The sequence below is a fragment of the Burkholderia sp. Nafp2/4-1b genome (assembly GCF_003635165.1).
Classification (GTDB): Bacteria; Pseudomonadota; Gammaproteobacteria; order Burkholderiales; family Burkholderiaceae; genus Burkholderia.
This window is the reverse complement of the sequence record NZ_ML058602.1, coordinates 187,855-213,868: the sequence shown is the minus strand read 5'-3', so window position 1 is coordinate 213,868 and position 26,014 is coordinate 187,855. Positions and strand designations below refer to the sequence as shown.

The 26,014-nt window shown below is 68.3% G+C and carries 28 protein-coding genes; 15 read left to right on the top strand and 13 right to left on the bottom strand.

Annotated features, from left to right (window positions below):
• The first annotated feature begins 194 nt into the window (after positions 1-194).
• A complete protein-coding gene (locus C7H84_RS12095) occupies positions 195-629 on the top strand; it encodes an NfeD family protein (protein WP_121859023.1) in 435 nt (144 codons plus the stop codon).
• Positions 630-665: 36 nt separating this feature from the next.
• Complete coding sequence (locus C7H84_RS12090) at positions 666-1,601, top strand: SPFH domain-containing protein (protein WP_121859022.1); 936 nt, start codon at positions 666-668, stop codon at positions 1,599-1,601.
• Between the two features lie 151 nt (positions 1,602-1,752).
• On the opposite strand, the gene smpB is transcribed toward C7H84_RS12090, so the two are convergent.
• Positions 1,753-2,199, bottom strand: a complete 447-nt coding sequence (gene smpB, locus C7H84_RS12085) for an SsrA-binding protein SmpB (RefSeq protein ID WP_006478511.1) — start codon at positions 2,197-2,199, stop codon at positions 1,753-1,755.
• Positions 2,200-2,298: 99 nt separating this feature from the next.
• Between smpB and C7H84_RS12080 the strand changes: the two genes are divergently transcribed.
• Both C7H84_RS12080 and C7H84_RS12075 read left to right on the top strand, forming a co-directional pair.
• Entirely contained in the window at positions 2,299-2,736 is a 438-nt protein-coding gene (locus C7H84_RS12080; protein ID WP_121859021.1) for a type II toxin-antitoxin system RatA family toxin, read from the top strand.
• Between the two features lie 4 nt (positions 2,737-2,740).
• Complete coding sequence (locus tag C7H84_RS12075) at positions 2,741-3,064, top strand: RnfH family protein (protein ID WP_121859020.1); 324 nt, start codon at positions 2,741-2,743, stop codon at positions 3,062-3,064.
• 72 nt (positions 3,065-3,136) lie between these two features.
• On the opposite strand, the gene C7H84_RS12070 is transcribed toward C7H84_RS12075, so the two are convergent.
• The 3 genes from C7H84_RS12070 to C7H84_RS12060 all read right to left on the bottom strand — a co-directional run bounded on the left by C7H84_RS12070 (position 3,137) and on the right by C7H84_RS12060 (position 6,362).
• Positions 3,137-4,120 carry a DMT family transporter gene (locus C7H84_RS12070; RefSeq protein ID WP_121859019.1) on the bottom strand — a complete coding sequence of 328 codons (984 nt, stop codon included), beginning with the start codon at positions 4,118-4,120 and terminating at the stop codon, positions 3,137-3,139.
• A gap of 307 nt (positions 4,121-4,427) precedes the next feature.
• Entirely contained in the window at positions 4,428-5,111 is a 684-nt protein-coding gene (locus C7H84_RS12065) for a glutaminyl-peptide cyclotransferase (RefSeq protein WP_121859042.1), read from the bottom strand.
• A 30-nt stretch (positions 5,112-5,141) separates the two neighbouring features.
• On the bottom strand, positions 5,142-6,362 hold the full coding sequence (locus C7H84_RS12060) for a helix-turn-helix domain-containing protein (RefSeq protein ID WP_121859018.1): 1,221 nt from the start codon (positions 6,360-6,362) through the stop codon (positions 5,142-5,144).
• 113 nt (positions 6,363-6,475) lie between these two features.
• Between C7H84_RS12060 and C7H84_RS12055 the strand changes: the two genes are divergently transcribed.
• From C7H84_RS12055 to guaA, 5 genes are all read left to right on the top strand, one after another.
• The gene (locus tag C7H84_RS12055; protein WP_121859017.1) at positions 6,476-7,240 is read left to right on the top strand and encodes a DUF899 domain-containing protein; all 765 of its coding nucleotides are present in this window, start codon (positions 6,476-6,478) and stop codon (positions 7,238-7,240) included.
• Positions 7,241-7,268: 28 nt separating this feature from the next.
• On the top strand, positions 7,269-8,132 hold the full coding sequence (locus C7H84_RS12050) for a DUF2182 domain-containing protein (protein ID WP_121859016.1): 864 nt from the start codon (positions 7,269-7,271) through the stop codon (positions 8,130-8,132).
• Between the two features lie 334 nt (positions 8,133-8,466).
• The gene (guaB, locus tag C7H84_RS12045; RefSeq protein ID WP_121859015.1) at positions 8,467-9,927 is read left to right on the top strand and encodes an IMP dehydrogenase; all 1,461 of its coding nucleotides are present in this window, start codon (positions 8,467-8,469) and stop codon (positions 9,925-9,927) included.
• Between the two features lie 6 nt (positions 9,928-9,933).
• A complete protein-coding gene (locus C7H84_RS12040; protein ID WP_121859014.1) occupies positions 9,934-10,551 on the top strand; it encodes a hypothetical protein in 618 nt (205 codons plus the stop codon).
• 107 nt (positions 10,552-10,658) lie between these two features.
• Positions 10,659-12,278, top strand: a complete 1,620-nt coding sequence (gene guaA / locus C7H84_RS12035) for a glutamine-hydrolyzing GMP synthase (RefSeq protein ID WP_121859013.1) — start codon at positions 10,659-10,661, stop codon at positions 12,276-12,278.
• A 134-nt stretch (positions 12,279-12,412) separates the two neighbouring features.
• Here guaA and C7H84_RS12030 read toward each other — a convergent pair whose 3' ends face one another.
• From C7H84_RS12030 to C7H84_RS36330, 9 genes are all read right to left on the bottom strand, one after another.
• Positions 12,413-12,745 (bottom strand): gamma-butyrobetaine hydroxylase-like domain-containing protein, encoded by a 333-nt coding sequence (locus C7H84_RS12030; protein WP_121859012.1) that lies wholly within the window; start codon positions 12,743-12,745, stop codon positions 12,413-12,415.
• Positions 12,742-13,746 carry a HEAT repeat domain-containing protein gene (locus tag C7H84_RS12025; RefSeq protein WP_121859011.1) on the bottom strand — a complete coding sequence of 335 codons (1,005 nt, stop codon included), beginning with the start codon at positions 13,744-13,746 and terminating at the stop codon, positions 12,742-12,744. Before C7H84_RS12025 ends, C7H84_RS12030 begins: the two co-directional genes overlap by 4 nt.
• A gap of 40 nt (positions 13,747-13,786) precedes the next feature.
• On the bottom strand, positions 13,787-14,575 hold the full coding sequence (locus tag C7H84_RS12020; RefSeq protein ID WP_121859010.1) for an ABC transporter ATP-binding protein: 789 nt from the start codon (positions 14,573-14,575) through the stop codon (positions 13,787-13,789).
• Positions 14,572-15,447, bottom strand: a complete 876-nt coding sequence (locus tag C7H84_RS12015) for an ABC transporter permease (RefSeq protein ID WP_121859009.1) — start codon at positions 15,445-15,447, stop codon at positions 14,572-14,574. The genes C7H84_RS12020 and C7H84_RS12015 overlap by 4 nt, the downstream gene beginning before the upstream one ends.
• A 49-nt stretch (positions 15,448-15,496) precedes the next feature.
• Positions 15,497-16,921 (bottom strand): ABC transporter substrate-binding protein, encoded by a 1,425-nt coding sequence (locus tag C7H84_RS12010; protein WP_121859008.1) that lies wholly within the window; start codon positions 16,919-16,921, stop codon positions 15,497-15,499.
• A 49-nt stretch (positions 16,922-16,970) separates the two neighbouring features.
• Positions 16,971-17,216: a ferredoxin family protein gene (locus C7H84_RS12005; RefSeq protein ID WP_006755644.1), complete on the bottom strand. Its 246-nt coding sequence runs from the start codon at positions 17,214-17,216 to the stop codon at positions 16,971-16,973.
• Positions 17,217-17,233: 17 nt separating this feature from the next.
• Positions 17,234-18,973 carry a fumarate reductase/succinate dehydrogenase flavoprotein subunit gene (locus tag C7H84_RS12000; RefSeq protein WP_121859007.1) on the bottom strand — a complete coding sequence of 580 codons (1,740 nt, stop codon included), beginning with the start codon at positions 18,971-18,973 and terminating at the stop codon, positions 17,234-17,236.
• On the bottom strand, positions 18,970-19,740 hold the full coding sequence (locus C7H84_RS11995; RefSeq protein ID WP_121859006.1) for a GntR family transcriptional regulator: 771 nt from the start codon (positions 19,738-19,740) through the stop codon (positions 18,970-18,972). The genes C7H84_RS12000 and C7H84_RS11995 overlap by 4 nt, the downstream gene beginning before the upstream one ends.
• Positions 19,741-19,855: 115 nt before the next feature.
• Positions 19,856-20,287 carry a hypothetical protein gene (locus C7H84_RS36330; protein WP_162999264.1) on the bottom strand — a complete coding sequence of 144 codons (432 nt, stop codon included), beginning with the start codon at positions 20,285-20,287 and terminating at the stop codon, positions 19,856-19,858.
• 71 nt (positions 20,288-20,358) lie between these two features.
• On the opposite strand from C7H84_RS36330, the gene C7H84_RS11990 reads away from it, so the two are divergent.
• From C7H84_RS11990 to C7H84_RS11965, 6 genes are all read left to right on the top strand, one after another.
• Positions 20,359-20,760 (top strand): DnaJ family domain-containing protein, encoded by a 402-nt coding sequence (locus C7H84_RS11990; protein WP_057925390.1) that lies wholly within the window; start codon positions 20,359-20,361, stop codon positions 20,758-20,760.
• The gene (gene tadA, locus C7H84_RS11985; RefSeq protein ID WP_205611420.1) at positions 20,757-21,338 is read left to right on the top strand and encodes a tRNA adenosine(34) deaminase TadA; all 582 of its coding nucleotides are present in this window, start codon (positions 20,757-20,759) and stop codon (positions 21,336-21,338) included. The genes C7H84_RS11990 and tadA overlap by 4 nt, the downstream gene beginning before the upstream one ends.
• Before the next feature lie 125 nt (positions 21,339-21,463).
• Complete coding sequence (gene ldcA / locus C7H84_RS11980) at positions 21,464-22,402, top strand: muramoyltetrapeptide carboxypeptidase (protein WP_121859005.1); 939 nt, start codon at positions 21,464-21,466, stop codon at positions 22,400-22,402.
• A gap of 310 nt (positions 22,403-22,712) precedes the next feature.
• A complete protein-coding gene (locus C7H84_RS11975) occupies positions 22,713-23,417 on the top strand; it encodes a GntR family transcriptional regulator (protein WP_121859004.1) in 705 nt (234 codons plus the stop codon).
• Between the two features lie 149 nt (positions 23,418-23,566).
• The gene (locus C7H84_RS11970; RefSeq protein ID WP_121859003.1) at positions 23,567-25,051 is read left to right on the top strand and encodes an NCS1 family nucleobase:cation symporter-1; all 1,485 of its coding nucleotides are present in this window, start codon (positions 23,567-23,569) and stop codon (positions 25,049-25,051) included.
• 10 nt (positions 25,052-25,061) lie between these two features.
• Positions 25,062-25,898 (top strand): aspartate/glutamate racemase family protein, encoded by an 837-nt coding sequence (locus tag C7H84_RS11965; protein ID WP_121859002.1) that lies wholly within the window; start codon positions 25,062-25,064, stop codon positions 25,896-25,898.
• The last annotated feature ends 116 nt before the right edge of the window (positions 25,899-26,014 follow it).

Below are 26,014 nucleotides of genomic sequence, written 5' to 3'. Positions count from 1 at the left end.
CCGGCGCGCTTTCGTTGAAGGCAAAATGCAAGGTTCATGCTATAAACACCCCGGTAAGCGCCGGGGTGTTTTTTTTTGTCGGTACGTGCCGCGCCGCGCGTGCCGACCGTCCGCTCGCGGGCAGTGAACGCTGCCCACGGAAGCGAGCGCAACGCATATAGTGAGCAGCGGGGAAGCTTTTTCGGGAGACCACAATGATGTCGGGGCATCTGTTCTGGTGGGTCGGAGTCGGCGTGCTGGTCGTGGCCGAACTGCTGACCGGCACGTTCTATCTGTTGATGATCGCGCTCGGCTTTCTCGCGGGCGCGCTGTTGCAGCTCGCCGGATTCGCGCCGCACGTGCAGTTCGGCGCGGCCGCCGTGGTCGCGATCGTCGCGATGATCGTGCTGCGCCGCTCGGGGCTCGGGCGCAAGCAGAAACGCGACACGTCGACGAATCCCGACGTCAATCTCGATATCGGCGCGACCGTCACGGTCGATGCGTGGCATGACGGCCGCGCGCGCGTGCAGTATCGCGGCGCGGACTGGGACGTCGAGCTCGCGACCGGCGAGCGCGACGATGCGCGCGTATATCAGGTGCGTGCCGTGCGCGGTAGTTGCCTCGTGGTCGTGGCGAAACCCGCGGGCTGATCGTCCGCTGATACAACAACAAGGAGGGAATATTTCATGGATTCGCTGATCATCTGGGTCGTCCTGCTCGTCATCGCCATCGTGATCGTGTCGAAGACGGTGAAGATCGTGCCGCAGCAGCATGCGTGGGTGCTCGAACGCTTCGGTCGCTATCACGCGACGCTGTCGCCCGGTCTCAATATCGTGCTGCCATTCGTCGATCGCATCGCGTACCGGCACGTGCTGAAGGAAATTCCGCTCGACGTGCCGAGCCAGGTCTGCATCACGCGCGACAACACGCAGCTGCAGGTCGACGGCGTGCTGTATTTCCAGGTGATGGATCCAATGAAGGCGTCGTACGGGTCGAGCAACTTCGTGCTCGCCATCACGCAGCTGTCGCAGACGATGCTGCGCTCGGTGATCGGCAAGCTCGAGCTCGACAAGACCTTCGAGGAGCGCGATTTCATCAACCACAGCATCGTGTCGGCGCTTGACGACGCCGCGGCGAACTGGGGCGTGAAAGTGCTGCGCTACGAGATCAAGGACCTCACGCCGCCGAAGGAAATCCTGCACGCGATGCAGGCGCAGATCACCGCCGAGCGGGAGAAGCGCGCGTTGATCGCCGCGTCCGAAGGCCGCAAGCAGGAGCAGATCAACCTCGCATCGGGCGCGCGTGAGGCGGCGATCCAGAAGTCCGAAGGCGAGCGGCAGGCCGCGATCAACCAGGCGCAGGGCGAGGCGGCCGCGATTCTGGCGGTGGCTGAGGCGAATGCGCAGGCCATCCAGAAGATCGCGAACGCGATTCAGTCGCAAGGCGGGATGGATGCCGTGAACCTGAAAGTCGCCGAGCAGTATGTCGGCGCGTTCTCGAATCTCGCGAAGCAGGGCAACACGCTGATCGTGCCGGCCAACCTGTCGGATCTCGGCACGGCGATCGCGTCGGCGCTGACGATCGTCAAGAACGCGGGCGTGGGGGCCAGCGCGAAGGGCTGAGCCCGAAATCGAGGCGCGTGCAGCTGCCGCGTGCGCATCGTCGTGCGGCGAATCGTCGCGCAGCCGGTGACCGACGCGCGCAATTCAGGGAGTCCAAAGCAACACGGCCCGCTTCGAGCGGGCCGTGTCGTTTGCGAGGCGAGGGTGGCGGTCAGGTGCCGGCGCGCATGATGCGGGCCTTTTCACGTTCCCAGTCGCGCTTCTTCTCGGTTTCGCGCTTGTCGTGCAGCTTCTTGCCCTTCGCGAGCGCGATGTCGCATTTCACGCGACCGCCCTTGTAGTGGAAGTTCAGCGGCACGAGCGTGTAGCCGCGCTGCTCGACCTTGCCGATCAGCTTCTTGATTTCCTCGCGGTGCAGCAGCAGCTTGCGCGTGCGGACCGGATCGGGCTTGATGTGCGTCGAGGCTTCGGGCAGCGGGCTGATGTGGGTACCGATCAGGAAGATCTCGGCGTTCTTCACCACGACGTAGCCTTCCTTGATCTGGCCGCGTCCGGCGCGCAGCGCCTTGACTTCCCAGCCCTCCAGCACGAGCCCCGCCTCGTAGCGTTCCTCGATGTGATAATCGAAGTGCGCTTTCCTGTTGTCGATGATGCTCATGAAAGGATCGGGCCAACTCGTTTAAAATCACGATTTTAGCAAAGCGGGGCGGGAATCGCCCGGCTTGGCGTTCCTACTTTAAGCGATGCCGCGCGATTTATGGCAGATGTCCAGAAAACCGTATTGATCCGTCATTCGGCGGAACAGATGTTCGACCTCGTCACCGACGTGGCCGATTACCCCAATTTTCTGCCCTGGTGCGGCGGCGTCGAGGTTCGCCGTCAGGACGACAGCGGGATGGAAGCGCGCATCGACATCAACTTCAAGGGCATCAAGCAGCACTTCGCGACGCGCAACATCCAGCAGCGTCCGACGCGGATCGACATGGAGTTCGCGGACGGCCCGTTCAAGAAGTTCACGGGCTCGTGGCGCTTCATCCCGCTGCGCGCCGATGCATGCAAGATCGAATTCGCGCTGCACTACGAGTTTTCGAGCATCCTGCTCGAAAAGATCATCGGGCCCGTGTTCAGCCACATCGCGAACACGTTCGTCGATTCGTTCGTCAAGCGCGCCGACCAGCGCTACGGGAAGGGGTGACGCGATGCTGTCGATCGAAGTCTGCTACGCGCTGCCGGATCGCCAGACGCTGATTCCGGTGTCGCTGCCCGAAGGCGCGACCGTGCGCGCGGCAATCGATGCGAGCGGCGTGCTCGCGCTGCATCCGGAAATCGACCTCGCGCACGCGAAAACCGGTGTGTTCGGCAAGCTTGCGTCGCTCGACGCGCCGCTCGTCGATCACGACCGCGTCGAGATCTATCGCCCGTTGATCGTCGATCCGAAGCTCGCGCGCCAGCGGCGCGTCGACAAGACCCGCCGCGCAGGCTCCATCGAGGGCCGCAAGTGGATGCACAAGGACGCGCGCTGACGCGTCGCGCCCGCTTCTTCGTTTCGATTCGTCAGACCAGACGCGCCCGCGACCGCGCCCGCTCTCACGTGCTCAGTGCGCCGTGACGTTCGCGTTGGTGGCCGCCTTACCAGGCGGATTGCCGCCCGCATGCGTATCGCCGTGCCGGCGTACCGACCCGTACACGCCCGCCAGCAGCAGCGCGAGCGCCGCGATCTCGAGCGCGCGCGGCATCCGCTGGTCGTAGACGAACGCGTAAAGCATCGCGAACACGGTTTCGAACACGATCAGCTGGCCCGACAGCGTGAGCGGCAGCCGCTTCGACGCGGCATTCCACAGCCCGTTGCCGAGCCACGACGCGCCGATCGCGAGCACGAGGTTCAGCAGCCAGAACAGCTGCCAGCGCGACGCCGGGACGGCCGCCTGCACCATGCCGGCCGGCAGCGCGAGGATCGCGAGCCAACAGAGGCCGCCGATCAGGCCCGTCACGACACCCCACAGTACCGACCACTCGTTGCCGCCGAAATGATGGTGGCGCTGCAGGTAGCGCGCGTTCGCGACCGCGTACCAGGTCCAGCTCGCGAGCGCGCCGCTTGCGCAGGCAATGCCGGCGAGCTTCTGGCCGAGCGTCGTCGCATGCGCGGCTTCCGACGTGAAGAGATCGACGTTGATGCAGACGATGCCGGCGATCACCAGCGCGAGCGGAGCGGCGAGGCGCCGCAGCGGCACCGCGCCGTGGTCGCCGAGGCCCGCGAGCGTGACGGTCACGGGCAGCACGCCGACGATCAGCGAGCTGGGCGCGATGCCGATCAGATGCACGGCGCCTGACAGCAGCATGTAGTACGCGACGTTGCCGATCAGCGCGAGTCGCGCGAGCGCGATGAGGTCCTCCCGCGTGAGGCGCGCGAGCAGCGAACGGGCGGCCGGCAGGGCCGCGGCCAGCGATACGAGGCCGTACATCGCGTAGCGGCCTGCGCTCAGCAGCAGCGGCGAGAAGTCGGTCAACAGCCGCGGCACGAGAAAGACCATTCCCCACATCGCGCCCGCCAGGACGCCATACACCACACCGCGCTGCATCGACTGCTCCGAACAAATGACTGACGAGCGCGCATGTTAGCGACGGCCGCGCGGTCGCGTCTTGTTCATTCCTGCACTCGGGCGCGGGTGGGGATCGACGACGGTGGCCGCGATCCATTCCCGTATACAGGACGAACGCGCGGCGGCCGTGGCATGGACGGTGCGCGCATCGCGCGCTCGCGGCGAAGAGGCCGGATGGATCGCGACGGCACTGAGTGTTTTGCCCGTCGACGATCGGGCGCACCGAACTCGGCATCCTGCGCGATCGCGCGGCCGAGATCGTGCGGCGCGTCGGCCCGCATGCGGATCAGCGCTCGACCGGCTCGGTTGCCGCCGCGCTGTCACCCGCCGCGGACACCCGCGCGGGGCGGCGCACGGCGCGCAGCTTGCCGCTGCTGCCGCCGCCGCAGTAGAAGAGGTCGCGACCGTCGGATTCCAGCCCCGACACACCGATGCCCGGCGGCATGTCGACCTGTTCGAGTACCTGGCCGGTGCGCGGGTCGACCCGTCGCAGCGCGCTTTCGTCGGCTTCCCAGGTGCCGTGCCACAGCTCGCCGTCGACCCACGTGACGCCGGTGACGAAGCGGTTCGATTCGATCGTGCGCAGCACGGCGCCCGATTGCGGATCCACCTGATGAATCTTGCGTTCGCTGTACTGGCCGACCCACAGCGTGCCTTCGGCCCACGCGAGGCCGGAATCGGCGCCGCCGCCGGGTGCGGGAATCGTCGCGAGCACGCGGCCCGAGTCGGGATCGATCTTCTCGATGCGGTCCTCGACGATCTGGAACAGGTGACGGCCGTCGAACGCGGTGCCGGCGTGCGCGGCGACGTCGAGGGCGCGCACGCTGGTGCCGCTCGCCGGGTCGAGCGCGTTCAGCTTGTCGCCGGATGCGAACCACACGTGCCGGCCGTCGAACGTGACGCCGTGCACGCCGTCGCCGCCCGGAAACGGGCCGTATTCGCGCAGGATGTCTGCGGTGGAGCGTTTCATGTTCGTCACCTCTTCGTTGGTGTAGTCATCCTAGCCGCCCGGCAGCGGCGCGGGGAGTAACAAGGTGGTCGCGAATCCGGGCAGCGGCGGCGTCATCCAGCGGCGCGCGCGACCGCGGCCGAGCGCCTGCACCTTGCCCGCTGCGGCGAGCGCGTCGAGCGCGCGCTGCACGGTGCGCTGGCTCGCGCCGAGCGCGAGCGCGAGCGCCGAACTCGACCACGCCTCGCCGTCGGCGAGCAGTGCGAGCACGGCTGCGTGGCGGTCGTCGACCGGTCGCGCGAGCACGACGGTCTCGCGCTGACCGAGCGGCTCCAGCGCGAAGCCGCTCGGCGTCGCCGTGACGTTCGCGAGCGGGCGCAGCATCGCGCGCAAGCGACCGATCTCGACGCGCAGGCGGGCGCGATGCGATTCGTCCGCGTGCTTCGCGCGAAACGCCGCGGCAACCAGCGCGTTGCGCGACACGTCGGCGGGCCACGCCTCGCCGAGCAGGCGCGCGAGCACGAACAGCACCGGGCGGCGCGCGAGCGACACGGTCGTGCGGGCGTCGCGTACTGCGTAGCGGCACGCATCGACGACGAGCGCGTTCGATTCCAGCAGCGCCTCGACCTCGTCGAGCAGCACGAGTCGCGACGTGCCGTGCGCGATCAGCCGCGCGGCCGGCGTATCGAGCACGCGTGCGGCCGTTTCGACTTCGGCCGTGAGCGCGGCGATGCCGGCGTCCCGCGCGGCCGCCCGCGCTCGGGCGAGCGCCACGCGTGCCGCGTGCGGGCGGATGCGGCGCATCGCGATGCCGGCCGCGATCAGCTCGTGGGCCGCGCGCGACGCGGCCGCCAGCGGCCCGGGATCGAGGCCCGCGAGCCGCCGTTCGGCATCGTCGACATGGCCGATCAGCAGCAGCCGGCGCACGCCGAGATAGCGTGCATGCGCGGCGTTCGCGCGGTCGCCGTGCGCGTCGAGCGTCGCGCAGGCGGCGTCGAGCGCACGCGACGGCCAGCCGAGATCGCGCGATGCCAGCGCGATCTCGGCTTCCGCGACGACGCAGCGCGCCCGCGCGACGGCTTCCTTCGCGCCGAATGCGCGGGCCGCGCCGCGCACGAGCAGCCGCGCGCGCTCGAAATCGCCGAGCTGCGCCATCGCGATGCCGCGCAACGCGAGCGCCGGTGCGTCGTCGCGCAGCGCGACGCGGTTCAGCGCGCCTAGCGGGTCGCCCGCCGCGAGCGCACGCGCGGCGGCCGTGATCAGCGAATCCATCCGAATCCCGACACAGTTGTCACTCCCTCCGGTTCGATGCCCGGCCCTAATCTAGCACCACGCACACGGCCGATGCGCCGTGCCCGGATCCCAGTCGAAAGGAGGAACCCGCAATGACGAACCATCTCACCGGCACCCGCGACGAATGGCTGGCCGCGCGCCGCGCGCTGCTCGACGCAGAAAAGACCTTGACGCGCCAAAGCGACGAACTCGCGCGACGCCGCCAGGCGCTACCGTGGGTGCGCGTCGACAAGGCCTACCGGTTCGATACCGAGAACGGCCCGGCGACGCTCGACGATCTGTTCGGCGGCCGCTCGCAGCTGCTCGTCTATCACTTCATGTTCGGCCCCGACTACAAGGCCGGTTGTCCGTCGTGCTCGGCGCTGGCCGACGGTTTCGACGGATTTGCGATCCATCTCGCGAACCACGACGTGACGCTCGCGGCGGTGTCGCGCGCGCCGCTCGCGAAGCTGCTCGCGTACCGGCAGCGCATGGGCTGGCACTTCCCGTGGGCGTCGTCGGCGGGCGGCGAGTTCAACTTCGACTTCAACGTTTCGTTCACCGAAGCCCAGCAGCGTAGCGGCGATGTCGAATACAACTACGCGCGGGCCGGCCACGCAATGGACATGGACCCGCCGCCGGCCGCCGTCGCGCAGTTCGCGGCGACGTGCGGCACCGACGCCGCCACGTATTCGCTCGACCGGCCGGGCATGAGCGCGTTCGTGCGCGAGGACGGCGTCGTCTATCACACGTATTCGACGTACGCGCGCGGGCTCGACGGGCTGTGGGGGATGTACCAGTGGCTCGATCGCGCGCCGCTCGGGCGCAACGAGGCGGGCGTGTGGTGGCGCCGTCATGACGAGTACGCGCACGGTTGAGCGCGGGCCGGCGAGCGGAGGGCGCGCGATGAGCACGGCGACGAAACGGGCGGCGACCGGCGCTGCGCGTGACGGCCGAGGCCGGTGGACCTTCGGCGCCGTGCTGGCCGCGGTGTTCGCCGCCGCCATGTGGGCGACGCTCGCGCAGCACGCCTCGATGGACGCGATGGGCGGGATGCCGATGGCGGGCGGCTGGACGCTGTCGGCCGGATGGCTCAGGCCGTGCGGCTGGCGGGCAGGGCGCGCGTTCGCCGCATTCGCCGGCATGTGGGGCGCGATGACGGTGACGATGATGCTGCCGGTGCTGGCACCCATGCTGTGGCGGTATCGGCAGGGTCTTGGTCGGTCGGGTGCGCCGCGTGCGGCGGGGTTCGTCGCGGTCGCGGGCGCCGGGTATTTCTGCGTGTGGATGGCGCTGGGTGGGCTGCTGTTCCCCGTCGGCACGGCGTGGGTGGCCGTCGCCACGCGGTTCCCCGCGCTGGCCGCTGCGATGCCGCTTGCCGCCGGTGTCGTCGTGCTCGGCGCAGGCGCGCTGCAGCTTTCGGGCTGGAAGAGGCGGCGGCTGGCCTGCTGCCGGCACGTACCGAACGACGGGCATGCACGGCACGCGGCCACCGGCGCCGGAGCCGGAGCCGGAGCCGGAGCCGGAGCCGCGTGGTGGTATGGCGTGCGTGCCGCGCAGCGGTGCGGCGCCTGCTGCGGGAACCTGATGGTCGCCGCACTCGTGGCCGGGATGATGGATCTGCGCGTGATGGCCGTCGTGACGGTGGCGATCGCCGCCGAGCGGCTGGCGCCGGCGCCGGCCGGCGAGCGCGTCGGGCGGATCGTCGGCGCCGTGGCGATCGGTGCCGGCGCGCTGATGATCGCGCGCGCCGCGGCCGGCTTGGGCTAGCGGCGCGTCGCGAGCCCGCCGCGAGCACGCTTCGTGCACGCTTCGAGCACGCCGCGAGCCCGTATCGAGCCCCCTTCAACGCGTCGAGCGGGGCCGCTGGCGGCGCCGCGGTCGGGCCCGGCGGGGTCCTGCCGCGACCCGCGATCGGCCCGATTCCGGCCGGCTGCGCGAATGGGTCGATGCAGGGGTGAAACGAAAGTTGATCGAAAACGAACCGAACGGCGATCCGAACGATTCGGCCCCCGAACGCTTCGAAACGGCTAACCCGTTGTTCGTGTTGTGAAAATTCGCAGCGCTTCGCGTATAATTCGCTTTTGCGCCCATAGGATTTGCCATGCGTCTGATCCAAAAAGCACTCACTTTCGATGACGTGCTCCTCGTTCCCGCCTTTTCCGACGTTCTCCCGCGCGACACCAGCCTGAAAACCAAGCTGACCCGCAACATCTCCCTGAACATGCCGCTCGTGTCCGCCGCGATGGATACGGTCACCGAAGGTCGCCTCGCGATCGCGATGGCGCAGCAGGGTGGTGTGGGTATCGTCCACAAGAACCTTACGCCGGCCGAGCAGGCCCGCGAGGTCGCGAAGGTCAAGCGTTTCGAATCGGGCGTCGTGCGCGACCCGATCACGGTCCCGCCGCAGATGAAGGTGCGCGACGTGATCGCGCTGTCGCGCCAGCATGGCATCTCGGGCTTCCCGGTCGTCGAAGGCCCGCAGCTCGTCGGCATCGTGACGAACCGCGACCTGCGTTTCGAAACCCGTCTCGATGAGCCGGTCAAGTCGATCATGACGCCGCGCGAGCGTCTCGTCACGGTCAAGGAAGGCACGCCGCTCGCCGAAGCGAAGGCGCTGATGCACAGCCACCGCCTCGAGCGCGTGCTGGTCGTCAACGACGCGTTCGAACTGCGCGGCCTGATGACCGTCAAGGACATCACGAAGCAGACCGAACACCCGGACGCGTGCAAGGACGAACACGGCAAGCTGCGCGCAGGCGCGGCGGTCGGCGTCGGCCCCGACAACGAAGAGCGCGTCGAGCTGCTGGTGCAGGCCGGCGTCGACGTGATCGTCGTCGATACCGCGCACGGCCACAGCAAGGGCGTGCTCGAGCGCGTGCGCTGGGTCAAGCAGAACTTCCCGCACGTCGAGGTGATCGGCGGCAACATCGCGACGGCAGCCGCCGCGAAGGCGCTCGTCGAATACGGCGCGGACGCCGTCAAGGTCGGTATCGGCCCGGGCTCGATCTGCACGACGCGGATCGTCGCGGGTGTCGGCGTGCCGCAGATCAGCGCGATCGCGAACGTCGCGGAAGCGCTGAAGGGCACCGGCGTGCCGTGCATCGCCGACGGCGGCGTGCGTTTCTCGGGCGACGTGTCGAAGGCCCTCGCGGCCGGCGCGAACGCGGTGATGATGGGCAGCATGTTCGCGGGTACCGAAGAGGCGCCGGGCGACGTGTTCCTGTACCAGGGCCGCCAGTTCAAGTCGTATCGCGGCATGGGTTCGGTCGGTGCGATGAAGGACGGCGCGGCAGACCGCTACTTCCAGGACAACTCCGCGAACATCGACAAGCTCGTGCCGGAAGGCATCGAAGGCCGCGTCGCTTACAAGGGTTCGGTCAACGCGATCCTGTTCCAGCTGGTCGGCGGTGTGCGCGCGAGCATGGGCTACTGCGGCTGCAAGACGATCGACGAGCTGCACGACAAGGCCGAATTCGTCCAGATCACCGCGGCAGGCATGCGCGAGTCGCACGTGCACGACGTGCAGATCACGAAGGAAGCGCCGAACTATCACGTGGACTGATCGCCGATGAAACCGCTGCTGCGAGCCGTGCTGGTCGTCGACGCCGTGCTGCTGCTGGCGTTCGGCGTGCTGTTCGTGCTGACGCCCTGGCAGGCGCTGTTCAACGCGCTGCAGCTGGCGAACATCCAGCCGGCGATGCTCGGCCAGGCGTTCGGCATCGCGTTGCTGGGGCTTGCGTGGCTCGCGTTTCACGCGGCGTTCAACGGCGACCTCACGGCGCCCGTCGCACGGGCGGTCGGCCATGTGAACTGGCTGATCGGCGTGCTGACGGTCGTGTGGTCGATCGGCACCGGCAGCGGTCCCGCGCTTGCAGCTGCCGGCCGGGTGCTGTCGGCGGTGGCCGGTGTCGCGCTGATCCTGCTGGGTCTTGGCGGCGTGCGGCTCGCAGCGGCCGTGCGGCGGCGCGAAAGAGCGGGCAGCGCTGACAGCGCGCAGCCGCTCGAGGGCCAGCGCGTGAAGCGTCCGCTCGAGCCGGCGCCGGCCTCCGCGCCGCAGCCGCGGGTCGAACCGGTCGTCAGCCGTCCGGTGGCGCGTTCGGCGTCGACCGCGGCCGCTACGTCGGCCGCGTCCGACCGCGCATCAGGCAGCGTCGCGTTCGACGCGCGCCCGCCGTCGCAGGATTGACCGGCGATGCGTCGCGCGAGCCGCCGGCCGCCCGACGCCGCTGTCCATGCTTTTGACGCAGCGCTTCATGCGCTGCTTTTCTTATTCTCTTCATCCCGTCCGCAGCCATGCACGACAAAATCCTGATTCTCGACTTCGGTTCGCAAGTCACCCAACTGATCGCGCGCCGCGTGCGCGAAGCGCACGTCTACTGCGAAATCCACCCGAACGACGTGTCCGACGACTTCGTCCGCGAGTTCGCGCCGAAGGCGGTGATCCTGTCGGGCAGCCACGCGAGCACGTACGAAGACCACCAGCTGCGCGCGCCGCAGGCCGTGTGGGATCTCGGCGTGCCGGTGCTCGGCATCTGCTACGGCATGCAGACGATGGCCGTGCAGCTCGGCGGCAAGGTCGAGTGGAGCGATCATCGCGAATTCGGCTACGCGGAAATGCGCGCGCACGGCCATACGCGCCTGCTCGACGGCATCGAGGATTTCACGACGGCCGAAGGCCACGGCATGCTGAAGGTCTGGATGAGCCACGGCGACAAGGTTGCCGAGCTGCCGCCGGGCTTCGCGCTGATGGCGTCGACGCCGAGCTGCCCGATCGCCGGCATGGCCGACGAGGCGCGTGGCTACTATGCGGTGCAGTTCCATCCGGAAGTCACGCACACGGTGAAGGGGCGCCAGATCATCGAACGCTTCGTGCTGCAGATCGCCGGCGCAAAGCCCGACTGGATCATGAAGAACCACATCGAGGAAGCCGTCGCGAAGATCCGCGAGCAGGTCGGTGACGAGGAAGTGATTCTCGGCCTGTCCGGCGGTGTCGATTCGAGCGTTGCCGCCGCGCTGATCCATCGCGCGATCGGCGACCAGCTGACCTGCGTGTTCGTCGACCACGGCCTGCTGCGCCTGAACGAAGGCAAGATGGTGCTCGACATGTTCGAAGGCCGCCTGCATGCGAAGGTCGTGCATGTCGACGCATCCGAGCAGTTCCTCGGCCACCTGGCCGGCGTGACCGATCCGGAAGCGAAGCGCAAGATCATCGGCCGCGAGTTCGTCGAGGTGTTCCAGGCTGAAGCGCAGAAGCTGTCGAAGGCGAAGTGGCTCGCACAGGGCACGATCTATCCGGACGTCGTCGAATCGGGCGGGACCAAGACGAAGAAGGCGACGACCATCAAGAGCCACCACAACGTCGGCGGCCTGCCGGAAACGCTCGGCCTGAAGCTGCTCGAGCCGCTGCGCGACCTGTTCAAGGACGAAGTGCGCGAGCTGGGCGTCGCGCTCGGCCTGCCGCCGGAGATGGTGTACCGCCATCCGTTCCCGGGTCCGGGCCTCGGCGTGCGGATTCTCGGCGAAGTGAAGCGCGAATACGCGGAGCTCCTGCGTCGCGCCGATGCGATCTTCATCGAGGAACTGCGCGGCACGACCGCCACCGCCCAGGATGCGGCAGCGGGCCTGTGCGGCGAGGCCGACGTCGGCAAGACCTGGTACGACCTGACGAGCCAGGCGTTCGCGGTGTTCCTGCCGGTGAAGTCGGTCGGCGTGATGGGCGATGGCCGCACGTACGACTACGTGACGTCGCTGCGCGCGGTGCAGACCACCGACTTCATGACCGCGCACTGGGCGCACCTGCCGTACGCGCTGCTGGGCCGTGCGTCGAACCGGATCATCAACGAAGTGCGCGGGATCAACCGGGTGGTGTACGACATCTCGGGAAAGCCGCCGGCGACGATCGAGTGGGAGTGATCCGGCGCCGGCGCGTGCGTCGGTAGCCGCTCACGGCATCGGATGATGCGAACGCCCGGCAGGGGAACCTGCCGGGCGTTTTTTTGCGTCGTGCGGGAAGCCGTTCCGGCTGATCCTAGCGCTGCAAGCCGCCTTTATTGCTCCCTGCCGTCGGTGACGTGCGACGCGATGGCCGCATCCGCACCGTCCTTCTCGAATTCTGCCAGATACGTCCACGGATAGATCCCGCGCGCATGTCCGTCGCCGAACAGCAAACGGATGCCGTAACCGGCTGCTTCGACGCCGTCCAGCGTCAGGCCCGATGGCGCGTCGACCCGACCGCCCTCAAGCCGGATCTTCCGGCACGCCGCGCACGGGCAATCGCAGCGCAATCGCGCATAGCCGATGCGCTGCATGTCGCCGTCCGGCCAGCGCAGCGTCAGTGCATGGGTTGCATGATCGAGCAGGATCTCGGTCGGCGCCATCATCGCGCGTCACCGTCGATCTGCGCGATGGCGATCCGCACGGCCTTGCGTACTTCCGGATCGCGATCTTCCAGCGCGTCGCGCAGCGCGGGCAGCGTCGCCGGATCGCGCAGTTCGCCAAGTGCAAGCGCCGCCTCCTTGCGCAAGTTGCTGATCGCATGCGACAACAGCGCGACGACGGCCGATGCCGCGGCGGCATCGCGCAATTGCCCGAGCGCGCGCACCGCACGCAGGCGCACCTGCCAGTAGTCGTCGTCGAGCGCGGCGACGAGCGGATCGCGTGCGCTCGCGACGCGCAGCTTGCCGAGCGTCGCGGCCGCTTCCTCGCGTACCTGCCATTCGGCGTCGCGCAGTGCCGTGAGCAGCGCGGTCACGACGGCCGTGTCGCTCGATGCCGCAAAGCCGACCGCGCCGACCGCGATGCGTCGCACGTCCGCCTGCGCATCGGTCGTCGCGACGCGGGCGAGGGGCGCCAGCGCCCGAGGGTCCTTGAGCCAGCCGAGCACGGCAACGGCCTCGGCGCGCACGGCCGACGCAGGCGCGTCGAGCGCGCGCAGCGCCGGTCCGAACGCGTCGCGGTCGCGCAGTTCGCGCAAGCCGCGCAGCACGGCGCCGAGCACGAACGGTTCGGCGTGTTCCGCGCGTTCGGCCCAGCGGCACAGCACGGTGCCGGACGCGACATCCTTCAGCTCGGACAGGCTTTGTGCGGTGATCGCGCGCACGTCGTCGTCGCAATCGCGCAGCGCGTGGCACAGCGCGTCGACGACCTCCGGCTGTTCCCAGGCGGCGAGCACGCGCGCGGCCTCGCCCCGCACGTCGGCGGACGGATCGTCGCGCAGTGCCGCAATGAAGGTCGGGACGAGCTCGGGATCCTCGAGATCGGCGAGTTCGAGCAGTGCGATGCGGCGGACCGATGCGTCAGGCGCGGCCACGCGCGCGACGAGCGCGGCGTGATCGGGATCGTGCGCGCCGGGCAGCGGGAAAGCAGGGGAAGAAGCGGTCATGGGCGGAAAGCTCGAAAGGGTGAGGGGCGCGCGATGGGGCTCAGGCCGCATCGCGCAGCAGCGCGAGGCAGCGGCGCTTGATGTCGACGAACGCGGGCTCGGTGGTGCTGTCGTCGGTGCGCGGCCGCGCAAGTGGCACGTGGATGTCGGCGACGATGCGCGCGGGCCGCGGCGACAGCATCAGGATGCGGTCGCCGAGAAACAGCGCTTCCTCGATGTCGTGCGTGACGAACAGCACGGTCGTGCCGATGCGCGACCAGATGTCGAGCAGCAGCGTCTGCATCATCCGGCGTGTTTGCGCATCGAGCGCGCCGAACGGTTCGTCCATCAGCAGGATGCGCGGCCGATTGATCAGCACGCGCGCGATCTCGACGCGCTGCTGCATGCCGCCGGACAGTTGCGCCGGGTAGTGCGCGCCATAGCCGCCGAGTCCGACGAGGTCGAGCAGCGCGGCCGCCTCGCGACGGCGTTCGTGCGCGGGCACGCCCTTCATCTTGAGACCGAACGCGACGTTGTCGATCACGCGCTTCCACGGAAACAGCGTGTGCTGCTGGAACACGAGCCCGCGATCGGGATGCGGACGATCGACCGGTTCGCCGTCGACGACGATCTCGCCGTGCGTCGCGGCGACGTGCCCGGCCAGCGCGCCGAGCAGCGTCGATTTTCCGCATCCGGACGGCCCGAGCACGCAGACGAATTCGCCGGGCGCGATGTCGACGTCGAGCGCGTCGAGTGCCGCGAAGCGCGCATGCGGCGGCCCGAGCTCGACGGTCAGCGCGCGCACGCCGACGCGCCCCGGCGCGGGCACAGCGAGATTGGCTGCGCTCATTGCCGGCCTCCGCGCGGGGCATACCACGGCGTGAGCGCCGTACCGATGCGCTTGACGATGAGACTGCTGCCCATCCCGAGCAAGCCGATCACCGCCATCCCGACCACGATGTCCGGGTAGTTCTGCAACGTGTAGGACTCCCATGTGAAATAACCGAGGCCGTACTGGCCCGCGATCATCTCGGCCGTGACGAGGCAGAACCAGGCGGTGCCCATCCCGATCGACAGGCCGGTGAAGATCGCGGGCGCGGCGCCAGGCAGGATGACTTCCGCATAGAGCGCGATGCCGCGCGTGCCGAGGCTGCGCGCGGTCGCGACCAGCCGCGGATCGACGGCTTCGGCGCCGTGCACGGTGTTCAGCAGGATCGGGAACAGCGCGCCGACGAACGTGATGAACATCATGCTCAGTTCGGACGATGGAAACATCAGGATCGCGAGCGGAATCCACGCGACGGCCGGAATCGGCCGCAACACTTCGAGCGGCGGCAGCAGCGTGTCCTCGAGCGCGCGATAGCGGCCGATCGCGAGGCCGAGGCCGACACCGGCGAACGCCGCCGCGACGAAGCCCGCGAGCACGCGCATGATGCTCGCGAACAGGTGCATCGGCAGCTTCGGCGAATGCAGCAGCGACCACAGCGCGGGCCCGACGTCGGCGGGCGCCGGCACGTTCGCGAACGTGACGATGCCGAGCGACAGCCGCCACTGGACGGCAGCCTGCCACAACGCGATGCAGGCGGCGAGCGACACGATCCGCCACGCGCGGCGGCGCAACGAAGTCGGGCGACCGCGCGCGGCGGCGTGCGCGGTGCGGGTGTCGCCAACACGCGGCGACGCGGAAGGACGGCGTTTGGCAAGCTCGAAGGTGGCGGCCATGCGAGTATCCGGTAGCGTTGAAGGAGCGGTGAACGGAAAAGCAGGGCGGTCAGCGTGACGCGAGGGCCTGCGTCGCGCCGGTCTTCGCGGCCGCGTAATCGACGACCGAACCGGACACCTGCTTCGCATACGCATCGGCGCCGGTCTTCAGCAGGAACGCGCTCAGCACACCGTGCGCGTCCTTCACGTACCACGCCTGGTCGGCAAACAGCTTCAGGCCGCTCGCGTGGTCGTGCACGAACACCGCGCGCACCTTCGCCGAAGCGCCGAGCTTGCCGAGCGCCGCGAACGCGCCCGCGGGGCTTGCGTAGTTGCGCACCGGTTCGTCGTCGGCGAGCCAGACCTGCGCGACGTCGTTGAAGTCGCGGATCGGCTTGCCGGTCGCCGCGTCGTTCGCGACGAGCGGCTGCTTGCCGTAGTGCTTCAGCGCGGCTTCGTAGTCGAGCCCCGATGCCTTGAACGCGGCGCGGATATAGCGGTCGTCGATGAACGTCGCCGGGTCGGGCGCGGTATCGGTCTTCTTCAGCAGCTTGAGCGTGTCGATCGCGGTCGCGACGGCCTGCCGGTATTCGGGCTTCCACGTGAAGTCGCGGGTCTGGATCCCGAGCGGGCCGTGATACAGGTAGTCGACCGGCGCCTCGATGCCGGTGACCTTCTCGATCAGCACGCTGTATTTCTCGGGGTTCTGCGTAAGCAGGCGATTCGCTTCGAGCGCCGCGCGCAGGTACGCGACGACCACTTCCGGATAGCGTTGCGCGTAGTCCGCGTCGACGAGCGCGCCGTGGAAGGTCGGCGTATGGGTCTGCGCGCCGTCGTAGATCTTGCGCGCGATGCCGCGATACGGGAACAGGTCGGCGAACGGCACGAAGTCCGCATGCGCGTCGATCTTGCCGGCCTTCAGCGCGCTGCCGGCCACTTCGGGCGCCTGCGTGACGATGTTCACGTCGGTGTCGGGGTTCCAGCCCTGGGCCTTGATCGCGCGCAGCAGCATCCCGTGCGAGGTCGATGCGAACGGCACCGAGATCGTCTTGCCTTTCAGGTCGGCGAGCGCGTGCACCGGCGAGTTCGTCGGCACGACGATCCCGTTGCCGCTGCCTTCGATGCTGCCGTCGAGCACGGTGATGAACACGCTCTGGCGGCCGGCCTTGCGGAACGCCGCACCGTTCAGCGCGCCGGGGAAATCGGCCATCGCGCCGAAGTCGAGCTTGCCGGCGACCATCTCGTTGGTGAGCGGCGCGCCGGACGTGAAGTCCCTCCACTGCACGTCGTACTTCACGTCCTGGTATTTGCCGGTATGCGGCAGGTATTTGTCGAGCAGATGCAGCTCGCGGATCAGCAGGCCGCCGGTCGCGCAATTGATCGTCGTGTCCTGCGTGCCGATCGCGACGCGGATCGTCTCGGCGTGCACGAGGCCGGCGGCCGACACCGCGAGCGAGATGGCGAACAGGCGGAACATCCGTAGCGTGGGTTTCATGTGTCGTGAGTCCGAAAAAGGGAAAGCGCCGCGCCGGCGGCGCGCGGGATCAGCGCAACAGGTACGGGATATCGACCTTGACCGCACCGGTCGGGCAATCGCGTTCGCACGGCATGCAGTACCAGCATTCGTCGAACTGCATGTAGGCCTTGCCCTTGGTCACGTCGATCGCGAGCAGGTCGAGCGGGCACACGTCGACGCAGACGGTGCAGCCCTTGTCGGCAATGCAGCGGTCCTCGTCGATGGTCACGGGCGCGCTGCTGCGCAGGAAGATGTCGTGCGGGGTATGGGGCACGGTAGGGCTCCTCGGAGTCAGAGGGCGGCCGCGACGGCGGCCGGTTCGCGGATGCGCAGGTGCGCGTAGGCGCTGCGTTCGTCGTCGGCGAGCGGCACGACATAGGGTTCGACCGGCCGCTTCTCGCTGCGCATCGCGCCGTCGGCGCCTTTGCGCAGCCATGTGTGGCAGAACCATTCGGCGTCGTTGCGATGCGGAAAATCGACGCGATGGTGGTACAGCCCCCAGCGGCTCTCGGTGCGGAACAGCGACGCGCGCGCGGCCATTTCGGCGCAGTCGCGGATCGCGCGCACTTCGGCCGCACGCATCAGTTCATGCGGATTGTTCGCCTTGATTTCTTCGATATCCTCAATAATTCCGTCAAAACGTTGCAGCCCGATTTCCATCTTGCGCGTCACCTTCGGCGGTTGCAGGTAGTCGTTCACCATGCGGCGCAGCTTGTATTCGACCTGCGCGGGCGCGAGGCCGCGTTCGCGCGTGAGCGGCGCGAGCACGCGGGTGCGTTCGGCCGCGACCTGCTGGTCGTCGACCGGCGCGTGTTCGCGGCCGGCCACGTAGTCGGCCGCGTTCTGTCCGGCGAACCAGCCGTACGTGAATGCGCCGAGCATGTAGTTGTGCGGGACGGCTGCCATGTCGCCGGCTGCGTAGAGCCCCGGCACCGTCGTTTCCGCGCGGGCATTCACGTACACGCCCGACGCGCTGTGGCCGCTGCAGAAGCCGATCTCGGAGATGTGCATCTCGACCATCTGGCGCCGGTAGTCGGTGCCGCGCCCCGCGTGGAAGCGCCCGCGGCTCGGCCGCTCGTTCGTGTGCAGGATCTGCTCGATGGTCTGGATCGTTTCTTCCGCGAGGTGGTCGAGCTTCAGGAACACCGGGCCGTTGCCGCTTTGCAGTTCCTGGTAGAACTCCCACATCATCTGGCCGCTCCAGTAGTCGCACTCGATGAAGCGCTCGCCCTTGCCGTTCGCGGTGAAGCCGCCGAGCGGGCCCGTCACGTAGGCACAGGCCGGGCCGTTGTAGTCCTTGATCAGCGGATTGATCTGGAAGCACTCGAGGTTCGCGAGCGCGGCGCCCGCGTGGTACGCCATCGCGTAGCCGTCGCCCGCATTGGTCGGGTTCTCGTACGTGCCCATCAGGTAGCCGGACGCCGGCAGCCCGAGACGGCCGGCCGCGCCGCAGCACAGGATCACGGCTTTCGCGCGGATCACGTGAAAATCCGCCGTGCGGCAGTCGAAGCCGAGCACGCCGCTCGCGCGGCCCTGCGCGTCGGTCAGCACGCGCGTCGCGACGATCCGGTTCGTGATCGCGATGCGCGCGCGCTTCAGCTGCCGGTACAGCACCTTCTTGATGTCGTGTCCTTCCGGCATCGGCAGCACGTACGACCCCATGTGGTGGACTTTCTTCACCGCGTAGTCGCCGGTGCCGTCCTTTTCGAACTTCACACCCCAGCGGTCGAGCTGCTCGATCGTCGCGAAGCTGTGCGTCGCATACGCGTACACGGCTTCCTGGTCGACGATCCCGTCGTTGGCGATCGTGATCTCGCGCGTGTACTGCTCGGGTGTCGCATGGCCGGGGATCACCGCGTTGTTCAGGCCGTCCATCCCCATCGAGATCGCGCCGCTGCGCTTCACGTTGGCCTTTTCCAGCAGCAGCACGCGCAGCGACGGGTCGCGCTCCTTCGCCTTGAGCGCCGCCATCGGGCCGGCCGTGCCGCCGCCGACCACGACGATGTCGTATTCGAGTACATGGGTGTTCATTGCGGGTTCCTTGCAGGTTGGCGCGACTTCTGCCGGTCGATGCGCAGCCGGTACTGGAAGGCGTCGCCGCGGAAGTACAGGTGTTCGTAGTCGATCGGCACGCCCGACGCGTCGTGCGTGAGCCGCTCGATCTGCAGCACGGGGCTGCTTTCCTCGACGCGCAGCGCATCGACGATTTCGTCGTCGGCGAGGATCGCGTCGATCGCCACGTCGGCGTGGCCGAGCGGCACGCCGCAGTCGTTCTCGAGGATCAGGAAGATGTCGCGGGTCGCGAGATCGGCGCCCGCGAGGCGCTTGCCGATCGCCTCGGGCACCCACGTCTGTTCGAGCGACACGGGTTCGCGGTTCAGGAGGCGCACGCGGTGGATCTCGACGAGCGGCGCGCCTTCCGGCAGGTTCAGCTTCGACGCGAGATGGCGGTCGGCCTTCACGGTGCGGAACGTGCGCAGCTGGTTGACGATCTCGTAGCCCATCGACGACATCGCCTCGGCGAAGCCCTGCAACGACGTCACGTTCTGGAATGCCTTCGGCTTCGACACGAACGTGCCCTTGCCGTGCAGCTTGAACAGCAGGCCTTCCTTCTGCAGATCGCCGAGCGCCTGGCGCACCGTGATGCGGCTCACGTCGAACATCGCGCAGAGTTCGTGCTCGGACGGCATCCGGCTGTGCGGTGCATAGGTGCCGTCCAGGATGCGCGCGCGCAGCGTGTCCTTGATCTGCACGTAGAGCGGGGCCGCCGACAGCGGCACGACGTTGGGTGGGGTCATCGGTCAACTTGTTATGACAAGATGGCTCGAGTGTAGTGAGCGCGCTCGTGCGCCCAAACCAAGTTTTTCTGATTTCTACTTTCCGATTCCGGAAAAGCGGGGCGGTGGCCGAGGTTCATCCCGATCCGCCCGTTGTCAGCTCACCGGATCGGTCCAAACCGGACACTTGCGCCAGCATGGTCCGTGCGTGTCGATTTTTCGCTGCGTCGTATGTCGTATCGGTATCGGCGGGGTGGTGCGTCGGTGTCCGCACGCGCATGTCGCCCGGATCCTCGCCGCCGTGATGATTCCGGCGTCGCTGCTCGTGCGCCGCGCGCCTGTCGGTTGCTTCGTGACCGGGTAGTCGCGAAACAGCGATTTCGGTGGAATCGTCCGCACCGGTTCGTCGGGCCAAAAATAAAAAATACGGCGGCCATGGCCCGCGTAAAACCGCGCCAAATCCGGACCAGACTCGCGCAGAGCCTGCTGCGGCGCAGCACAGCGGGAAGTCGCCGCGATCGGCGCGCATGCGCGCCGATTCGGCCCCTAAAAACACAATATCGAGCAACCCTTCGAAGGGCCTGTCATACGCACGTCACCCTGCTAGAATTCGGCTGCCGCATTTGTTCCGATTGACTAATGAGATTGCTTGACGCACTGGTCGAACAACGTATCGCCGCCGCCGCCGCGCGGGGCGAGTTCGACGATTTGCCGGGTACCGGCGCGCCACAGGCGCTGGATGACGACCTGCTCGTACCCGAGGAGGTGCGGGTGGCCAACCGTATCCTGAAGAATGCGGGCTTCGTGCCGCCGGCCGTCGAGCAACTGCGCGCGCTGCGCAATCTGCAGGACGAACTGCAGGCGGTCAGCGACCGCGCCGCGCGCTGCCGGCTGCAGGCGAAGATCCTCGCGCTCGACATGGCGCTCGAATCGCTGCGCGGCGGCCCGATGGTGATGCCGCGCGATTATTGCCGGCGCATCGCGGAACGTCTGTGCGAGCGCGGGCTCGACGACGTGCCCGCCGAAGCGGGGCCGATGTGAGCGCCGACGCGCTGCCTGACGCGGCGGCCGCCGCCGCCGCCGCTTCCGATTCCCCCGTTCCCCAAGCCGCGCCCGTGTCGGCGCGCGACCTGCATTTCATGCGGCTCGCGCAGGCCGCTGCCGAAGAGGCGCGGGCGGCCGGCGAAGTGCCGGTCGGCGCGGTGCTCGTGCGCGGCGACGAAGTGATCGCGCGCGGCTTCAACCACCCGATCGGCGGTCACGATCCGTCTGCCCACGCGGAAATGGCCGCGTTGCGCATGGCCGCGCAGCATCTGCAGAACTACCGGATGCCCGGCTGCGAGCTGTACGTGACGCTCGAGCCGTGCCTGATGTGCTCGGGCGCGATCATGCACGCGCGCATCGCACGGGTCGTCTACGGCGCCGCCGACCCGAAGACGGGCGCCTGCGGCAGCGTAATCGACGCGTTCGCGAATCCGCAGCTCAACCACCACACCGAAGTGACGGGCGGCGTGCTCGCCGACGAGTGCGGCGCCGCGCTGAAGTCGTTCTTCGCCGAGCGCCGCCGCGCGCTGCGGGAAGCCCGGCTCGCCCGCGACGCCGAATCCGGCGCGTCATAGCGCGGCCGCGGCGCCGGCCCGCCGCCACACCTGGGCCGGCCCCGAGCGGGGCGGGTCGCGCGATTCCGTGAACCGGCGACGGTTCGGACCCTCTAAGCAGGTTTGACGATCCCGATACCTTTCCCATGTCCTTTCAGCCCGCCGCGTCCTACACCATCCGCCTGCTGGCGCCGTCCGGTTATCCGCACGACCCCGATGCGATCAATCGCGCGCTCGAGCGCCTGAGCGGCGCGCAGCAGCGCATCGAGAATATCGAGGCGACGCAGCGGCGCTTTCAGCGTTTCGGCGGCACCGACGGCGAGCGTGCCGCCGACCTGAATCGCCTCGCGGACCCGGAGCGCGCGCTGCCGGACATCGCGCTCGCGGTGCGCGGCGGCTACGGCGCCGCGCGCATCCTGCACGGGCTCGACTATCGCGGGCTGGAGCGGCGCCTGCGCGACCAGCCGATCGCGCTCGTGGGTCACAGCGACTTCACCGCGATCCAGCTCGCGCTGTACGCGAAGGCGCGCGTCAAGACCTTCGGCGGCCCGATGCTGTCGGCCGACTTCGGCGCGGAAACGCCGAGCGACTTCACGATGCAGCACTTCTGGCAGACGCTGTCGCAGCCGACCACGACGATCATTGCCGAAGCGCCGCAAGTGCAGAGCGTGAACGTGACGGGCACGCTGTGGGGCGGCAACCTCGCGATCCTCACGTCGCTGGTCGGCACGCCGTACATGCCCGACATCGAAGGCGGGATCCTGTTCATCGAGGACGTCAACGAGCAGCCGTTCCGGATCGAACGGATGATCTACCAGCTGCACCTGTCGGGGCTGCTCGCGCGCCAGCAGGCGCTCGTGCTCGGCCAGTTCACGGGCGCGCGGCCGTTCGAGTACGACAACGGCTACGACATGCAGGCGATGATCGACCAGGTGCGCTCGGTGGTCGGCATCCCGGTCGTCACGGGGCTGCAGTTCGGTCACGTGCCCGATCTGCTCACGCTGCCGTTCGGCGCACAGGCGCAGCTCATCGCGAACGCGCATGGTTTCCGGCTGACGCTGTCCGACTATCCCCATCTCGGCTGATGCCGGGCGGCGGGTACCCTCGAAAGGCGGGCTTCCCGCCTTTTTCTTTAAGCATGTGTGCAACTAACGGTCGGAAATTTTCGACGCCGTCGATCGGTTCGACTTCGCATGCGCACCATTTTTGTCAACAAAATGGCCGGCAGGGCACACGCCGTGAGCCGCCTTGAACAAGCATGAGAGCCTTGCCATGCCAGCATTTCGTGCGCCGCGCACCGATCCGGCACAGCGCAATGCACACCGATTGTGCGCATTCTCGGAAAAGAATTGTTGACAATCTTTATGTCCGTCCTAGGATGAGGACCATCACACGATGCAGAACATGAACGAGCCCGATTCCCATCCGTCCGGCGCCGCCGGTCCCGAAGCGATCGCCGAGCGGATCCGCACCGCGATCCTCGAGCATCGGCTCGCGCCCGGCGCGAAGCTGACGGAGGCGCAGCTCTGCGACGTGTTCGGCGTGAAGCGCGGCACGATCCGCCAGGCGCTCGCGCAGCTCGCGGCCGACAAGCTGGTCGATCTGGAGCCGAACCGCGGCGCGTTCGTCGCGAGTCCGACGCTGCAGGACGTGCACGAAGTGTTCGAGATGCGCCGGATCATCGAGCTGGCCGTCGTCGAGCGCCTCGCGGCGGGGCCGGGCGCGAAACGGCTGAAGGGCGTCGCCGCGCTGATCGACAAGGAACGCCGAGCGTTCGAGCGGCACGACTTCGCGGCGTGGATCCGCCTGTCGGGCGAATTCCATACGGCGCTCGCCGCGCTGACGGGCAATGCGACGCTCTGCGAGTGCCTCGACGGGCTCGTCGCACGCTCGACGCTGATGTCGGCGCTGTACGAGTCGCACGGGCGCAGCCCGTGCTCGTGCGACGACCACGACGAGATCCTGACCGCGCTGGAAGCGGGCGATCCGAAGCAGGCGGTGACGCTGATGGCGCGCCACCTGCAGCATGTCGAACTGAAGATGCTGGACCGGCCCGCGCAAGGGCAGGTCGATTTGCGCGAAGTGTTCGGCGGCGCCTGAGCGGCGACGCGAACCCGGCCGCGCGCCACACGACAAGAGCAATGCAGGCCGGCGGTTCGCGCCGCCGGCCGCCAGTCCGACTCCGGGCGACGACCCGGAGCGATTTCGATGACGGTGGAGCGGCTGCACGGCCGCGTCAAGGAGAAGTCATGGCTCAGTTCAGTGTGGCGCACGACAGCGCCTACCCGGCGGAAGAAGGCGGCGAGGGCGGCGGTCCGGCACTGCCGGATGGTTACAGCGAACGTCTGTATAACGAAGATTTGGCACCCCTGAGGAATCAGACATGGGGCTCGTACAACATCTTCGCGTTCTGGATGTCGGACGTGCACAGCGTTGGCGGCTACGTGTTCGCCGGCAGCCTGTTCGCGCTCGGGCTGACGAGCTGGCAGGTGCTGATCGCGCTGATCGTCGGCATTACGATCGTGAACCGGCTGTGCAACCTGATCGCGCGGCCGAGCCAGCAGATCGGCGTGCCGTATCCGGTCGCGTGCCGCGCGACCTTCGGCGTGCTCGGCGCGAACGTGCCGGCCGTGATCCGCGGGCTGATCGCGATCGCGTGGTACGGCATCCAGACCTATCTCGCGTCCAGCGCGCTCGTGATCGTGGTGCTGAAGTTCTTTCCGCAATGGCTGCCGTACGCGGACGTCCATCGCTACGGCTTCCTCGGGCTGTCGGCGGTCGGCTGGGCCGGCTTCATGCTGCTGTGGGTGCTGCAGGCGTTCGTGTTCTGGAACGGGATGGAGACGATCAAGAAATTCATCGACTTCGCGGGCCCGGCCGTCTACGTCGTGATGTTCATCCTGGCCGGCTACATGGTGTGGCGCGCAGGCTGGCGCAACATCGGCCTCAACCTCGGCGGCGTCAAGTATCACGGCGCGGAAGTGATTCCGGTGATGATCACCGCCGTGTCGCTCGTCGTGTCGTACTTCTCCGGACCGATGCTCAATTTCGGCGACTTCTCGCGCTACTGCCGCTCGTTCGGCGACGTGAAGCGCGGCAACTTCTGGGGGCTGCCGGTCAACTTCCTCGCGTTCTCGCTCGTCACGGTGATCACGACGGCCGCGACGCTGCCGGTGTTCGGCGAACTGATCACCGATCCCGTTGCGACGGTCGGGCGCATCGACCATCCGACCGCGGTGATCCTCGGCGCGCTGACCTTCACGATCGCAACGATCGGCATCAACATCGTCGCGAACTTCGTGTCGCCGGCGTTCGACTTCTCGAACGTCGCGCCGCGGCTGATCAGCTGGCGCGCGGGCGGGATGCTCGCGGCCGTCGCGTCGATCTTCATCACGCCGTGGAACCTGTTCAACAACCCGGCCGTGATCCACTACACGCTCGACGTGCTCGGCGCATTCATCGGCCCGCTGTACGGCGTGCTGATCGCCGACTTCTACCTCGTCAAGCGCGGCCGGCTCGTGCGCGACGACCTGTACACGATGTCCGAGCGCGGCACCTACTGGTACACGGGCGGCGTGAACCGCCGCGCGCTCGCCGCGCTGCTGCCGGCCGCGGTGATCGCTGTGATCTGCGTGATGGTGCCGGGCTGGCAGGCCGCCGCGAACTTCTCGTGGTTCATCGGCGCGGGGCTCGGCTTCGTCTTCTACCGGCTGCTCGTGAGCGCGAAGGCGTAAGGAGCTTGCGATGAAGATCAGGCTGATCAATCCGAACACGACGCAGCGGATGACCGATGCGATGGGCCGCTGCGCGCGCGAGGTCGCGGCCGCCGGCACCGAGATCGTCGCGGTGAGCCCGCCGATGGGGCCGCCGTCGATCGAAGGGTATTACGACGAGGCGCTCGCGACGCCGGGCCTCCTCGCCGAGGTCGCGCGGGGCGAGCGCGACGGCTGCGACGCGTACGTGATCGCATGTTTCGGCGATCCGGGCCTGTATGCGGCGCGCGAAGTCGCACGCGGGCCGGTGATCGGCATCGCCGAGGCGGCGATGCACGCGGCGAGCGTGCTCGCGCCGGGCTTCTCGGTGGTCACGACGCTGGCGCGCACCTGCGGGATGGCGTGGCATCTCGCCGAGCGCTACGGGATGAAGCGCTTCTGCCGCAACGTGCGCGCGACCGACGTCGCGGTGCTCGAGCTCGACCGGCCCGGTTCGGCCGCGCGGCGCATCATCGTCGACGAATGCCGGCGCGCGCTCGACGAGGACGGCGCCGACGCGATCGTGCTCGGCTGCGCGGGGATGGCCGAATTCGCGCACGAGATCGAGCAGCAGATCGGCGCGCCGGTGGTCGAGGGGGTGACGGCGGCCGTGAAATGGGCCGAGGCGCTCGTCGCGCTGCGCCTCGCGACCGCGAAGCGCGGCGACTATGCGCGGCCGCTGCCGAAGCGCTACGACGGCGAATTCGCGCGGTTCAGCCCGCCGGAGGACGCGCCGGCGGCCGCATCGGCCGCCGCCGCCGCGCACGGCGGGAACGCCGCAGCGGAACCGGTGCCGAATTTGCCGCAACCGCACATACACTCCGTCTGACATGCACTATCTGCGCCGCTGTATGGGCGCGTATGAACCTTTTCGCTACACTGGGCCGTCATCGCATCGGCCTCTGCGGCCGGCCTCGGCACCCGCGCGGGTCGATGCGAACCCAT

Excerpts from the sequence above, each read along its gene's own strand:
- C7H84_RS12030 (WP_121859012.1), bottom strand. The coding sequence starts at position 12,745 with ATGATGGCGCCGACCGAGATCCTGCTCGATCATGCAACCCATGCACTG.
- C7H84_RS12000 (WP_121859007.1), bottom strand. The coding sequence starts at position 18,973 with ATGAACACCCATGTACTCGAATACGACATCGTCGTGGTCGGCGGCGGC.
- C7H84_RS12040 (WP_121859014.1), top strand. The coding sequence starts at position 9,934 with ATGAAACCGCTGCTGCGAGCCGTGCTGGTCGTCGACGCCGTGCTGCTG.
- C7H84_RS12070 (WP_121859019.1), bottom strand. The coding sequence starts at position 4,120 with ATGCAGCGCGGTGTGGTGTATGGCGTCCTGGCGGGCGCGATGTGGGGA.
- ldcA (WP_121859005.1), top strand. The coding sequence starts at position 21,464 with ATGTCCTTTCAGCCCGCCGCGTCCTACACCATCCGCCTGCTGGCGCCG.
- C7H84_RS11965 (WP_121859002.1), top strand. The coding sequence starts at position 25,062 with ATGAAGATCAGGCTGATCAATCCGAACACGACGCAGCGGATGACCGAT.
- C7H84_RS12020 (WP_121859010.1), bottom strand. The coding sequence starts at position 14,575 with ATGAGCGCAGCCAATCTCGCTGTGCCCGCGCCGGGGCGCGTCGGCGTG.
- C7H84_RS11975 (WP_121859004.1), top strand. The coding sequence starts at position 22,713 with ATGCAGAACATGAACGAGCCCGATTCCCATCCGTCCGGCGCCGCCGGT.
- smpB (WP_006478511.1), bottom strand. The coding sequence starts at position 2,199 with ATGAGCATCATCGACAACAGGAAAGCGCACTTCGATTATCACATCGAG.
- C7H84_RS12065 (WP_121859042.1), bottom strand. The coding sequence starts at position 5,111 with ATGAAACGCTCCACCGCAGACATCCTGCGCGAATACGGCCCGTTTCCG.
- C7H84_RS12090 (WP_121859022.1), top strand. The coding sequence starts at position 666 with ATGGATTCGCTGATCATCTGGGTCGTCCTGCTCGTCATCGCCATCGTG.
- C7H84_RS11995 (WP_121859006.1), bottom strand. The coding sequence starts at position 19,740 with ATGACCCCACCCAACGTCGTGCCGCTGTCGGCGGCCCCGCTCTACGTG.
- C7H84_RS12015 (WP_121859009.1), bottom strand. The coding sequence starts at position 15,447 with ATGGCCGCCACCTTCGAGCTTGCCAAACGCCGTCCTTCCGCGTCGCCG.
- C7H84_RS11990 (WP_057925390.1), top strand. The coding sequence starts at position 20,359 with ATGAGATTGCTTGACGCACTGGTCGAACAACGTATCGCCGCCGCCGCC.
- C7H84_RS11970 (WP_121859003.1), top strand. The coding sequence starts at position 23,567 with ATGGCTCAGTTCAGTGTGGCGCACGACAGCGCCTACCCGGCGGAAGAA.
- C7H84_RS12080 (WP_121859021.1), top strand. The coding sequence starts at position 2,299 with ATGGCAGATGTCCAGAAAACCGTATTGATCCGTCATTCGGCGGAACAG.
- C7H84_RS12095 (WP_121859023.1), top strand. The coding sequence starts at position 195 with ATGATGTCGGGGCATCTGTTCTGGTGGGTCGGAGTCGGCGTGCTGGTC.
- C7H84_RS12075 (WP_121859020.1), top strand. The coding sequence starts at position 2,741 with ATGCTGTCGATCGAAGTCTGCTACGCGCTGCCGGATCGCCAGACGCTG.
- C7H84_RS12055 (WP_121859017.1), top strand. The coding sequence starts at position 6,476 with ATGACGAACCATCTCACCGGCACCCGCGACGAATGGCTGGCCGCGCGC.
- C7H84_RS12010 (WP_121859008.1), bottom strand. The coding sequence starts at position 16,921 with ATGAAACCCACGCTACGGATGTTCCGCCTGTTCGCCATCTCGCTCGCG.
- guaB (WP_121859015.1), top strand. The coding sequence starts at position 8,467 with ATGCGTCTGATCCAAAAAGCACTCACTTTCGATGACGTGCTCCTCGTT.
- guaA (WP_121859013.1), top strand. The coding sequence starts at position 10,659 with ATGCACGACAAAATCCTGATTCTCGACTTCGGTTCGCAAGTCACCCAA.
- C7H84_RS12050 (WP_121859016.1), top strand. The coding sequence starts at position 7,269 with ATGAGCACGGCGACGAAACGGGCGGCGACCGGCGCTGCGCGTGACGGC.
- C7H84_RS12060 (WP_121859018.1), bottom strand. The coding sequence starts at position 6,362 with ATGGATTCGCTGATCACGGCCGCCGCGCGTGCGCTCGCGGCGGGCGAC.
- C7H84_RS12025 (WP_121859011.1), bottom strand. The coding sequence starts at position 13,746 with ATGACCGCTTCTTCCCCTGCTTTCCCGCTGCCCGGCGCGCACGATCCC.